Source organism: Pseudomonas sp. TR47 (genome assembly GCF_044143025.1).
GTDB classification, from domain to species: Bacteria; Pseudomonadota; Gammaproteobacteria; order Pseudomonadales; family Pseudomonadaceae; genus Aquipseudomonas; species Aquipseudomonas putida_E.
In genome coordinates, this window is the sequence record NZ_JBHFCS010000001.1 from 507,037 (window position 1) to 519,013 (window position 11,977).

General features: G+C 59.5%; 11 protein-coding genes, 1 tRNA gene and 2 pseudogenes. 3 read left to right on the plus strand and 11 right to left on the minus strand.

The window, feature by feature from the left end; all coding sequences use genetic code 11:
• Nucleotides 1–16 precede the first annotated feature (16 nt).
• The 4 genes from ACEWE8_RS02340 to ACEWE8_RS02355 all read right to left on the minus strand — a co-directional run bounded on the left by ACEWE8_RS02340 (nucleotide 17) and on the right by ACEWE8_RS02355 (nucleotide 4,026).
• Nucleotides 17–1,498 carry an AMP-binding protein gene (locus ACEWE8_RS02340; RefSeq protein WP_012316318.1) on the minus strand — a complete coding sequence of 494 codons (1,482 nt, stop codon included), beginning with the start codon at nucleotides 1,496–1,498 and terminating at the stop codon, nucleotides 17–19.
• Nucleotides 1,495–2,427, minus strand: a complete 933-nt coding sequence (locus tag ACEWE8_RS02345) for a TauD/TfdA family dioxygenase (RefSeq protein WP_395589211.1) — start codon at nucleotides 2,425–2,427, stop codon at nucleotides 1,495–1,497. The genes ACEWE8_RS02340 and ACEWE8_RS02345 overlap by 4 nt, the downstream gene beginning before the upstream one ends.
• Before the next feature lie 128 nt (nucleotides 2,428–2,555).
• On the minus strand, nucleotides 2,556–3,494 hold the full coding sequence (locus ACEWE8_RS02350) for a LysR family transcriptional regulator (protein ID WP_012316320.1): 939 nt from the start codon (nucleotides 3,492–3,494) through the stop codon (nucleotides 2,556–2,558).
• A 25-nt stretch (nucleotides 3,495–3,519) separates the two neighbouring features.
• The gene (locus tag ACEWE8_RS02355) at nucleotides 3,520–4,026 is read right to left on the minus strand and encodes a MarR family winged helix-turn-helix transcriptional regulator (protein ID WP_012316321.1); all 507 of its coding nucleotides are present in this window, start codon (nucleotides 4,024–4,026) and stop codon (nucleotides 3,520–3,522) included.
• Nucleotides 4,027–4,151: 125 nt separating this feature from the next.
• Here ACEWE8_RS02355 and ACEWE8_RS02360 point away from each other — a divergent pair, with 125 nt between their 5' ends.
• A complete protein-coding gene (locus ACEWE8_RS02360) occupies nucleotides 4,152–4,964 on the plus strand; it encodes an alpha/beta fold hydrolase (protein ID WP_012316322.1) in 813 nt (270 codons plus the stop codon).
• Nucleotides 4,957–6,129 (plus strand): MFS transporter, encoded by a 1,173-nt coding sequence (locus tag ACEWE8_RS02365; RefSeq protein WP_039603070.1) that lies wholly within the window; start codon nucleotides 4,957–4,959, stop codon nucleotides 6,127–6,129. Before ACEWE8_RS02360 ends, ACEWE8_RS02365 begins: the two co-directional genes overlap by 8 nt.
• Before the next feature lie 155 nt (nucleotides 6,130–6,284).
• On the opposite strand, the gene ACEWE8_RS02370 is transcribed toward ACEWE8_RS02365, so the two are convergent.
• From ACEWE8_RS02370 to ACEWE8_RS02390, 5 genes and pseudogenes are all read right to left on the minus strand, one after another.
• A complete protein-coding gene (locus ACEWE8_RS02370; RefSeq protein WP_012316324.1) occupies nucleotides 6,285–6,506 on the minus strand; it encodes a hypothetical protein in 222 nt (73 codons plus the stop codon).
• Between the two features lie 614 nt (nucleotides 6,507–7,120).
• Nucleotides 7,121–7,317 (minus strand): annotated as a pseudogene (locus ACEWE8_RS02375) (XRE family transcriptional regulator); the annotation flags it as partial.
• Nucleotides 7,318–7,627: 310 nt separating this feature from the next.
• Nucleotides 7,628–8,098: a helix-turn-helix domain-containing protein gene (locus ACEWE8_RS02380; protein ID WP_395589212.1), complete on the minus strand. Its 471-nt coding sequence runs from the start codon at nucleotides 8,096–8,098 to the stop codon at nucleotides 7,628–7,630.
• The gene (locus tag ACEWE8_RS02385) at nucleotides 8,095–9,459 is read right to left on the minus strand and encodes a type II toxin-antitoxin system HipA family toxin (protein ID WP_189339941.1); all 1,365 of its coding nucleotides are present in this window, start codon (nucleotides 9,457–9,459) and stop codon (nucleotides 8,095–8,097) included. The genes ACEWE8_RS02380 and ACEWE8_RS02385 overlap by 4 nt, the downstream gene beginning before the upstream one ends.
• 157 nt (nucleotides 9,460–9,616) lie before the next feature.
• Nucleotides 9,617–10,195, minus strand: coding sequence for a plasmid pRiA4b ORF-3 family protein (locus ACEWE8_RS02390; RefSeq protein WP_046784688.1), 579 nt, complete (start codon nucleotides 10,193–10,195; stop codon nucleotides 9,617–9,619).
• Nucleotides 10,196–10,712: 517 nt separating this feature from the next.
• Here ACEWE8_RS02390 and ACEWE8_RS02395 point away from each other — a divergent pair.
• Nucleotides 10,713–10,907: pseudogene (locus tag ACEWE8_RS02395) on the plus strand (transposase); the annotation flags it as partial.
• Between the two features lie 391 nt (nucleotides 10,908–11,298).
• Here ACEWE8_RS02395 and ACEWE8_RS02400 read toward each other — a convergent pair.
• Together ACEWE8_RS02400 and ACEWE8_RS02405 are read right to left on the minus strand one after the other, a co-directional pair.
• Nucleotides 11,299–11,374 (minus strand) — tRNA-Thr (locus ACEWE8_RS02400).
• Between the two features lie 70 nt (nucleotides 11,375–11,444).
• A complete protein-coding gene (locus ACEWE8_RS02405; protein ID WP_046784637.1) occupies nucleotides 11,445–11,855 on the minus strand; it encodes a pilin in 411 nt (136 codons plus the stop codon).
• Nucleotides 11,856–11,977 lie beyond the last annotated feature (122 nt).

Sequence of the window (11,977 nt, forward strand, 5' to 3'; positions counted from 1 at the left end):
GCTGGCTCCCTCGTACTCAGGCGTACATCTGATCGATGAAGCGGGCCTCGATTTCCGCGCGCCGCGGCCGCCCGGTGACGGTGTAGAACTGCTCGCGGAACAAGGCGATATCCTCGATGACGCGCACCTGGCGAACCCGGGCGAAATCGGCAAGGCGATGTTCAAGGCGCGCCATTTCGCTGCGTACGCGCTCCGCGCCCGCAGCACTGAGCACGATGGCGCACGGCTCGTCCCTGCCTTCCCCCATGACGATCATGTCGTCCACCAGCGGGCTCTCCTTGTAGACGTTCTCCACCCACTCCGGCGAGATGTTGCGCGCCGTGGAGAGGATGATCACGTGTTTCTTGCGCCCGGTGATGTAGAGGTAGCCGTCGCGAAATTCGGCGATATCACCGGTATGCAAGTAGCCATCGGACAGGTCGCAGGCGGTATCGTCAGCGTTGTAGTACCCCGCGCAAAGGGTCGGCGTGCGCACCAGCAGTTCGCCATCGACCAGCTTGGGTTCGATACCGTCGAGCAGCTTGCCGGCGGAGCCAATGCGCCGCTCGGCGGGCGAATTCAGCGAGATGATCGATGAGTTCTCGCTCAGGCCATACGCCTCGAACACCTGCACGCCGCGCGCTTCCAGCGCCTCCAGCACTGTGGCCGGAATCTTCGCGCCACCGGTGATGATGTGCGGGCGTTGCGGGCCGAACAGCTGCTCGACCGTGCAATGCTCAAGCAGCCCATTGGCCTCCTCAAGCAACTTGGGCGGCAGGTACAGGAAATTGGGCTGGTTGGGTGCGATCAGCTCCAGGTACTGCCGGGCATTGCCGCTCGCCGCGCCATATTCGGTCACGCCCTCGGGCATCAACGTCAGCGTACCGCCCGACAGGATCGGGATGAAAACGCCGAGCACCTGCTCGATCAACAAGCTCATCGGCACGATCGAGAAGTAGTGCAGCGGTTGTTGTGGCAGGCGCTTCATGACGTTGTCCACCAACAGCCCCACCGCCTCGTCGCGAATCATCACCCCCTTGGGTTTGGAGGTGGTGCCTGAGGTATGGATGATCGAAACGATGCCCTCCGGGATCAACTCATCCTCGTTGCGCCACTCCTCGCCGATGGCCTGGTTCATCAGCTGGCCCGGAATGAAGCAGGCCTTGTCCGGCAGGATGCCGTGCAGGCGGTTGGCGGTTTTTTCATCGCTGACGAATACCGCTGCGGCCTTGCCCAGCAGGCTGCCGATCTGGTCGTCGGAAAACTCGATGGGCACCGGCAACAGCACCGCACCGACTTTCTGAATGGCCAGCAGCGTGTAGACCCACTCGTAGCATGAGCGCATGGCGATACCGAATACCTTGCGTTCACAGCGCCCCACACGCCCTTCAAGGGCACTGGCCAGGCGCATCACATCGCGACGCAGTTCGTGCAGCGTATGGGTGCGGCCATCCATCTCACGGATGACGATGCGGTCGGGCGTTGCCGCCAGGTAGTCCTGCATTTTCTTGCTGATCATTGGCCGTTACCTCCGATGCGGTAGCTCTGGGCGCCGAAAATGCGCCGCGAAGTGTCATCCAGCCGGCGGCGGCCGTGCATGACGCGGGTGTTGTCGATCACGACGATGTCGCCTTTCTGCCAGAAGTGGCTGTAGGTATTGCGCTCGGTCACTTCCTTGATTTCATCCCAGATCTCAAGGGCAATATCTTCGCCATCAGCCCAGGTAATACGCGGCGGCTCGTAATTGACGCTGGGGCCCAGCATCGAATTGCAGAAGGCCTTGCGACCACTGAAACAATTGGTTTCCACAGCGGAAATAATCAACTCTGAAGCAATCAGGTTTTGATCGATGCGCCGGTAAGTTTGCCCCGCCACTTGATCATTGACCTGCTGCAGGTGGTCATCCGTAATGGCGTCCAGCGGTAACTGAAGTTCAATACTGAGGAAGCGCTTTACGTTCTGCCATGGAATACGCCGGGCATAACGTATATCGCGCTGCTCAAATAACTTTCGGGTTTTAGCCGACAAGTCGAACAACACCCGTTGGCCATCGCACAGGGTAGTTTGCGAACCGACCGAAGCCGCTTCCAGGCAATAGAACCACTGCAGGTCAGGGTTGAACGGCAGGTTGCCATTCTCGCGGTGCAGCCCCATCTCGTGCACCCCCGCCTCGATTTCCGCGGTGTTGGAGGTAGCCGCCTTGCGCGCCGGGTCAAAGGTGACGCGCGACGAGTGTGCGCTGACGAACTCATTGAAGTCTGCAAGGGTATCTGCGAAATCGCGGTAGATCACCGCACCGCTGTGGGCCAGGTCTTCGTAAAGTGTTGCACCGCTGATAACCTCGCTGACGCGCATGTCACGGTCAACAGCAACTACACATTCAAAACCGTAGCAGGGTGTCGGTTGCCGATAATAAGGGAACACCCAAGGTTGAACTTGCGCCAACATGACTCATTCCTCCGTGAACTGTGGGTTCAGGTAGGCATCCGCTACCCGATGACCACACAGTAAGAGAAATGAGCACGCTGTTGGTTTTAAGAAATCTAAAGGCGTTGCGAAAATTTAAATATGCCGTGTCATCGTTCCGTCAACAGGGCTTCGGCCACTTGTTCGATCAACGAGCGCAAACTGGAAATATCCTTGCTGTCGCTGCGATCGCGTGCCCAGATCATGTCCAGAGTAAAACTGGGGAAGCCCAGCGGCGGTTGGCAGACTTTGACTTGCGGGGCGATGCGCAGGTGCGGCAACAAGCGCGCCGGCAATGCCAAGGTGGAAGGCACAGCGGCAACGATGTTCACGCAGGCCTGATAGCCGTTGGCGCGCACCAGCACATTGCGTGAACGGCCGACCTTGTCCAACCAGCTGTCGACCATGTTCTTTTCCGAGACCCATGGCGTAGGGAAGACATGGGGCGATGCACAGAATTCATCGAGGTTCATGGCACCTTCGTTGGCCAGCGTTTTCTGGCTGGTCAGGCACACGAAGTCGTCATTGAGCACAGGCTGCCACTGCAATTCGGGATGCATCTGGTGATAGCCCGGGCCAAAACCGATGGCGATGTCGATTTCGCCGGATATCAGCCGGTCCACTGGCAAGTCACGGCTCAGGCGGTCCAGGTGCAGCGAGGTATTGCCATGGGTGCGGGACAACACCGCCAGGGCCTGGGGCAGGAATGACAACTCGAAATATTCCGGGGCGCAGAGCCTCCAGATTTTGCGCACGGCCTGCGGCGAAACCGTGCTGTCGTCTTCCGCGCAGCGGTTGACCGATTCGACCACCACGCGCAGGTAGGGCGCGATTTTCTCGGCCTTGGTGGTGGGCAGCAGCACGCCCTGGGAAGAAGCGAACAACGTGTCATCGAAGCAGCCACGCAAGCGCTTGAGGCAATAACTGACGGTAGGCTGGCTGACGCTCATCAACTCGGCGGTGCGCTTGGCGCTGCGCAACTCGAGCAGGTTGAGAAACACCACGATGTCCTGCAGATCCAACTGCTTGAGGTAGTTGCTGTGCAGCATGAAAATTCCTCCTGAATTTTCCAGTTCATTGGCTGGGCGCCCCTTCGCCAGGCAGACACGCGAGCATCTGCTTCAACAGCTGCGCAAACCCTGCGCGCTGCTTCGCACTCAAAGGGGCCAGTACCAGCTCCTGAATCTCAGTATGTGTAAGCAGAGCCTTCTCAATCAACACCTTACCTGCCGCGGTCAGTGCAACCTGGTAGCTGCGCTTGTCGTGATCGTCGGCAATACGTTCGACCATGCCGGCGCTTTCCAGCCGGGCCAGCCGGTTGGTCATCGCCCCGGATGTGATCAGCAGCGAGCGGTAAAGCTCGGTTGGCGTCAGGCGGTACGGCGCCCCTGCCCTTCGCAGCGTCGCCAGCACATCGAACTCGCCTTCCTTGAAGCCGTACTGTGCCAGCGCTTCGGCACGCATGCGCTCCAGATGCTTCTGGATGCGCGCCATGCGCCCGAAAATCTCCATGGATGTGACGTCCACCGAGGGCATCGCCTGCGCCCACTGCGCGACGACAAAATCCACATGATCGTTCATAGCTCCCCTTCACCGGGCAATTGATCAATTGTTAACCCGCGCAAACTCCTGAACTCCGACGCCTTTAAACTATCTTAACGTTAAGTTATCTTGCTGACGATACGACTGAAGGATCAGGAGAACACATGGCATTTTTCATACACGGACCGCATCGGCACTACTACTACGACTCAGGTGCTGGCAGCCCAGTGCTGCTGCTGCACGGCCTGGGCAACAGCGGGCGTGCCTGGGCGCCCCAGGCCAGTGCACTGCTCAGCCTGGGCCACCGCGTTATCGTATCCGACCTGCTGGGCCACGGCGCGTCCAGCGAAGCGCCCGAAGGTATCACGGCCCATGCCCAGGCACTGGAAATGCTGGCACTGCTCGACCACCTGGGGCTGGAAAGCACCCACCTGATCGGCCTCTCCCTGGGCGGCATGGTGGCGCTCGAAATGGCCTGCCATGCACCTGAGGCCGTACAGCAACTGGTGGTCGCCGGCACATTCGCCAGCATGAACAGCACGTACCGCCAGGGGTTGCTGAACGACTGGGCCGCAAACCTTGCGCAAGCGGACGGCTGCCTGAAGCGGTTCAAGGCCACCTGGCCGGCGTTGGTTGGCGCTGATTATGCCGCCTCGGCCGAAGGCCAATGCCTGTACCAGGCCTGGCACGCCCAGGCCGCTCAACTGTCAGCGCAAAGCCAGATCCGCTGGTGCAATGGCATGAAGCGCTACGACCTGAGCAATCAATTGCCAGCGATTCAAGCGGCAACCCTGGTGCTCGCCGCCGAAGGCGACCTCATCAGCCCACGCTCGGAAGCCGAAGACATCACCCAACGTATCGACCATGCCCGCCAGATCACCCTGCCGGGTGACGGCCACGTATTCAACATTCCGTACGCCCAGGCCTTCAACCAGGCGATATGCACCTTCCTGCAGGAGCCACTTCAACATGCGTGATCTGCCAAGCAAAGCGTGCATCGGCCTACTGGCCATGCTGATCGGCTTGAACCTACGCCCCATCATGGCGGCCATCGGCCCCTTGCTCGGCACCCTGCAACAAGACCTGGGCCTGAGCAACGCCCAAGGCGGCCTGCTGACCACCCTGCCAGTGATGATGATGGGGTTGTTCGCGCTGTCCGGCCCCTGGCTGCTGCGCCTGGTAGGTGAAGTGCGAGGTGTGGCGATGGGTATCACGCTGATCGTCATCAGCTGCGCCGCACGGGCCTATATCACGTCCGGCACGGCGCTGATCGCAACAGCCGCGTTGGGCGGGGTCGGCATTGCGGTCATCCAGGCTTTGATGCCCGCGTTCATCAAGCGCAGCCACCCGCAAAGCGCCGGCATGCTGATGGGGCTGTTCACCACCGGCATCATGGGCGGCGCCGCGCTGGCCGCTGCCTTTGCGGCGCCGGGTGCCAGCACCTTCGGCTGGCAACTGACGTTGGGGGTTGCAGCCTTGCCGGCGCTGGTCGGCTTGATCGCCTGGTTGCTTGCCGCCGGCAGCGACCCCGGTAGCCACAGCGATGCCACCTTGCCGTACCGCAGCGGGCGAGCCTGGTTGCTGTTGTTGTTCTTCGGCATTGGCACGGGTGCCTACACCCTGGTACTGGCCTGGTTGCCGCCGTTCTATGTTGAATTGGGCTGGACGGCCACCCAGGCGGGTTACCTGCTTGGCGCCCTCACCGTCACCGAGGTCATCGCCGGCCTACTGGTTTCAGCCCTCATTCACCGCTACCCAGACCGCAGACAGCCTCTGACCGTGGTGATACTGCTATTGCTTGCCGGCCTGGCCTGCCTGATGCTCGCCCCCGTGCAGCTCGCGGTGGTGGCCACCCTGTGCCTGGGGCTTGGCATCGGCGCATTGTTCCCGCTGTCGCTCATCGTCACCCTCGACCACACCCACTCGCCAACCGAAGCCGGCGCCCTGCTGGCGTTCGTACAGGGCGGTGGCTACCTGATCGCAGCGACCATGCCTCTGATTGCCGGCATCGTCCGTGACCAGCTCAGTTCGTTGCACTGGGCCTGGGGGATAATGGCCATCGGTGCGGTGTTGTTGCTGGGGTTGAGCACGCTGTTGCGACCGAAGGCCGTGCAGTTGCCGGGGGCGGTGCGCGAAGCGTGAGCGGGTGAGGTTTCAATCGAAGGGCACCCTGTGTGGGCGGGCCTCCGGTCAGAACCGGAGGCCGCGTTCGCGGTTCAAGGCAGGGAACGGTTTACAGGCTAATACGCATGATCAGGAGGTACCTGAACGTGCCCTGTAACCGGATGTGCCCCTCCTTAGCAGGCTTCGCCCTTCAACAGGCTCACTTTCGCGCACTGCTCACTGGCCAGCTGGCTGATGATCCGTATTGCTTGGTGGATACCTGCGGTGTTCCGGAAGCTCAAGTGAGGGTTGTGTTCACACTCGAGCATCTCGTCATGCTGCACCAGGGCTTCGCCGAGCAGTTCGAGGGTCCAGGCGTAGCTCTGGATTGTGGACAAGCGTTCCTGGTCAGTCATGGGGCACCTGCTTGGGTGCGTTGTGCGGACGGGATGGGTCGTAGATGGGGTAGAAACGGTGGGGTTCGGGAGCCGGCGAAGGGCGACGGCGGCGGAGAACGGATGCGAGGATCAGTAACGGATTTCGGGTGGTCATGCATGAGTTCCTTTCGTTGTGGAACTGCCACCGCTCGCGGCCAAGCAAGTTAAGGTGGCAGCAGTACGCGGGTTGGCCGACCGGGACGAAAGGAGCCCGGCACACCCGAAGGTGTCCCGCGCACCACCGCCAAAACACGACATCGCGGGCACAAAAAAAGCGCCTGCGATGAAGACTGAGCGCTGATGCGCCTTTCGAATCCGACCGGCCAAGGTCGCATCACCGATGCTTCGGCGACTGAGGCAATTTATCCCCATGCCACCGCTTTCGCAAGGGCCTTCGGCCAGCAAAACGCCACACGGGTTGTAGGAAAATCGGCCGCTAGGAAAGTTACCGCTCTATATCACGCAATTGGAGGGCCGCTGCACGCAGATTGGCGAACAGAGGAAAGGAACTCGGCAGACCCAAAGGCTTTCTACGTCGGGCTGCCCCGCTTATAGATACGCAAACGTGACCCGATTTGCATCCCACATCAATCTCACTGTTCCTGACTGCTTTTCCGTGCCCGTGGCGATGCTGACCTCGACACTGCCTTCTTCGCTTTGGCTGCCGCAGGGCTTTTCCCTCGTTTCGGTCCGGCCACCACGTAGGAGCTTGCCAGCGGCGAAGGATTCGCCACCGGCCGCGCGGCCACAGCGATTGGCCACCGGCCTTCAACTGGCCGACATTGTTGCCGTCGCCAAACGGTTAGGGTGGCAGCTGTACGCAGGTTGGCGAACCGAGGAAAAGGAACCCGGCAGACCCGAGGGTCTCCCACGCACAGCCGCCATTACACGAGACACGCCAAAACCGAAAACACAGATAACCGCTATCTAGAGGACCCTGCAACGTTCTGCGGAAAAACTCAACCCCCGATTACCCATGGTTACCGTTACAAGTATGAAGCCGTCGTGGTTTGGAACTACTGCGAGCAACCAGACTTAATGCCGCAACCGATCAGTTAGAGAAAAATGGGATGAGATTTTATTTGCATCCCACATCAATCTCACTTTTCCTGACTGCTTTTCCGTGCCCGTGGCGATGCCGGGCTCGACACTGCCTTCCTCGCTTTGGCTGCCGCAGGGCTTTTCCCTCGCTTGGGTCCGGCCACCACGTAGGAACTGGCCAGCGGCGCGGCCACAGCGATTGGCCCACCGGCCTTCAATTGGCCGAAACTGTTGCCGACGACCGTTGCGATGGGCTTGTCTTTGGCAGTCATCACCATACCCATCCGCACGCCAAAGAGACGCAGCACAGCCTCCAAAGTGCTGAGCTTCGGATTCGACTTCCCGCTTTCCAGTTCGTACAGGCTTTTCGTGGACATCCTGCACATGGCCGCGAATGTCTCTTGGTCAAGCCCGGTGACTTCGAGCCGCAGACGGCGGATGGATGTGCCAATTGGATCGAGCCCCGCCGCGTTGCGCTTGACGATATCCTCTACGAGCTGAGCGCGCTCTTCAGGCTGTAGTTTTTTCATCGCAGTCCCCACTCCACGAGTCGCATATCCAGGTTATTCACGGGTAGAGAGGCTGCATTGCGCATCGATTCAGGAGCATCGGTCAGCAGATCGGGCAACGCCCTGAATTCCTCAGCCGCATTCCTCAACCGTTGCAGCAGAACATCGGGATCAGTGTAACCAACGAGCTCAGCGCAGTTGTCGCTCCAATTGGAAGACCCCTTGCGCTCCGCCGCCCACTTCGTCGTCCGTGTGATGCCCTCTTCATCCAGAATCATTGGCGCAAGGTCATAGATTGGCGCCAAACGAAACCTCCCACCCACACGCATGATGGAGATGTTGCGGCCGTGGTTATCGGTGTTCCCTAGAATGCGGTTCAGCAGATCGCGCCGCACGTACTCGAACACCAGGTCGTCCACCTCATCCTGCTGGCCGTTATCGATCCATAGACCTACCAGTCGGTGAACCACTTCGGCATGCGCCATCGGATGCGCGTAGCCGGTAATGCCGCAGATCGAGTACACCGACTCCAGCGGTATCCGCTCCACCCCGCCATCCACTACTCGGCGATCAAACCGTGGCATCCAGAGGCTTGGCTTCACTGCCTCTTCAAGCGCCAAACCATCAGTGGGAACCGTATCAAGGCCGAGGGCAGCCACCGCCTTGTAGTAATGAAACTCTGTTCGCAGGATGTCTTGGTCGCGCTCGCCGCCTCGATTACGCGCGAACTTGATCAGCCAGTGACGGCACGCCTGGTCATCGGGGAGCATCGCATCAGCATACAAAGCGCCGTCGTGGGCTTGGGTCATGACCAGCTTGGGGGCTTGCCCGTTGGCACCGGTAGCACCGCCCAACGCCGCGCCGCTTTCATAGGCGTACTCAAGAAATTCGTTCGTCCTGTCCACGACCTCAGCATGCGCGAAAGCCTCGTTCCGATCCGGCTGAAGGCCTTCCACCGACTCCTTGATGCGCAGATGCCCAATAGGGGCCGGCGTGAAGCGTTCCAGAAGGTACAGCCCCATTTCCACGCCTTCGGGCTTAAGACGCCCGTAGCGGGATTCAAGAGAGTCCTTGGCAGCACCAGAGGGAATGATGTCGTAGAGGTATGCTGGATACCCTGTGACGTCATGGTGGTCCCAGTTCAACGGAAGGTTAACGCTCAGGGCCAGTTCACAACGATCTTCCATGCGATCAAAGTTCGCGATGATGTAGTCGTTGTCGTATGCGACAAGGCACCGTCCATCAGCAACACGCTCGGGGTTCTCGACCGTGAGTGTCGCTGCATCGCTCCATGCACCACCGGAGAAAGCCTGGATTGTGAGTCTAAGCGGCATCGCCACACCATTAATCAGCATTTGAATGCTGATTATCATAGTGGGCATAGCGGAAACCGGCAATACGATGCTGATTAAAAGCTTAAGCACGGGTAAAACCGGCACCGAACTACCGATTATGCATTCACAGCGCACGGGTGGTGCTAGAGGTAGTTGCCACGCCTGGTAAGCAGCAAAGCGCGAGAATCCGCACCGCCCGGGACTGTCAGACCCTGAATTCCTTCAGCCAACCATTTGTAAGCTCACAGTCAAAAGCCGCCGGGTCGAAGATATCCCCATGCCATTCCATCATGGCCTCATGCTCTGGGTGATTGGGGTCTGCCATGGCTTGAAGAAACTCGGCATAACCCGGCTCACCGCCCACATCTTCCGGCGGGCAGGCATTAGCACCATCGACGCAGTACGGCACCTGCGGACAGGCGATGGCGGGCAGCACTTTCTCTACTTTGATCCGGTGATCCCAGCCGTCACCAAAGTCATACACATAGCGGAAACTCTTCTTCCCGCACAAAGCTTTGACCAAGGTCTTGCGCGCTTCCGGCTTTACCGGCGGCCCCCAGCCATCGGGGTCGGGTATGCCGTAATTCTCTCCGGCAATTTCAAATTCATGCAGGTGACCACCCTCCCATCCCATCACGACCTGGATCACTGAATGCAATCTGCCCAGGGTGATGTTTTCCGGTACCGCCACGCGGCGCCAGATGGCCGGCTCGATGTGTTTCAATTCAATGTGCAGCAACAACAGGTCTGCCGCGGGTTTGGGCAAGCGAACAGTTTTGACCATGGGTAAGGGCACCTCGCAGAGTTCAGTAGGGTGAAAGAAACGTACCACGGAAGGCAGTTTATCGACCCGATTGATCGGGTGTTCGGCGATGCGCTGCAAGACGTGGATAAAAAAGGTCCTTCACGGATTGCCGTGGGGAGTGCATGCCGAGGCCTTTGCGGCGCCCCGTAGATCAAGCGCCGCGCCGGCGGCGCTCGATATCAAAACGCCGGTACACTCAAGCCATCCACCTGCCGCATCATCTAAGGCCTGATAACGACCTAACAGAAACAGGTATAAAAAAACCGCACAAGGCGGGCTTCTTTGTGGTGCCAGCGAACGAGAAAGATCGTGTCCCAGGAAGTGATGTAACTGAACCAGCCGAAGGCGCCCTGCGGGCGAAAGAGGATGGTCATCGTGGTTCTTGGCTAACGTTGAGTTTGCGGACTTAACCTTCACCAGGAGAACCACGATGACCAAGCCCACTATCGCATTGACCGAGCTGGTTGAGATTGACCGAGCTGGTTGAGAAAGGGGCATGAACGCCGAAATCAAGTGCAGCACCGATGTTGTGGGGATTTTCCCCAACGATCCGGCCATCACGCGGCTGGTTGGGGCGATGCTGTTGGAGCAGAACGACGAGTGGAGCCTGCAAAGGCGCTACATGCAATTGGAGGCTTTCGAGGCGGTCAGCGATAATCCTCAAGCCAAGCTGTCGGCCGTGATCAACTAAACGGCGAACTCAGTGGCCAGAGCCATGATGAGTTACACCACTTCCCGGGACACGATCCTCCGGAAGGCCCAGGCGGGCGTGCTTTGCGTTGGGGTCTACAGATGCTGGGGCCGCTTTGCGGCCCTTTCGCGACACAAGGCCGCTCCTACTGATGGCGTGGAGCATTCATACAATGTGCTTATTTTCTGGCCGCAGAAAATCATTATCTAGAGAAATTTTGGTTTTTTTCCCGTAAACGTTGACCAAAACAGAATCTACAGATATCCACTATCTAGAAAACCGTGCGCCCTTACGTCAAAAACACGCAGGTCAGCAGGCTAAAAAACAGCCACAAAAAAACCCGCACAAGGCGGGCTTTGCTGGGGCCGTGAACAAGCTGGCCAACTGAATCTGGTGCCGGAGACAGGAATCGAACCTGCGACCTTCGCGTTACGAGTGCGCTGCTCTACCGACTGAGCTACACCGGCGTGTAGCGCAACGTACCACTGCCGCAGCCGTTACGCAAACGCCTGTTTCCGCTGACTTATTCCCCTGCCTTTAGGCCCCTTTGCAGCCACTGGGCGCCAGGTCTTCCTCGATGTTGGTGGTGCAGCGCCAGCCGGTAGCCGAGCGCGTCAGGGTGAGGGCCTTGCCCACCACATTGGCCGGCGCGTCCACCAGGGTGCAGACGATGCTCCCGTTGCCGTCGGCAGCCTTGCCGGCAGCGGTGATCGCGCAATGTGCAGTCGCGGGCTGGCCGCCCAATGAAGCGACATCGGCCACATTCTTCCCTTCATTCAAGCGCAGGTCCATCGCTGTTTTCAGCGCGCTGATCTCCAGCAAACCGGCAGCCGCCTTGGTGCGTGACTGGTGGTTGGTGTACATCGGGATGGCGATGGTCGCCAGGATGCCGATGATCGCAACGACGATCATCAGTTCGATCAGGGTGATACCGCGTTGCCCTTTCATGAACGGTTTCCTTTTTGATACGCGTGTTCGTTGAGGTCAGGCTCGACCCCGGCTGGCAGCGGCGCAGTAGGCCTGAACAGACACCTTTTGTCACCCCTGCCGGCCGGGGCGTCACCTTCGCT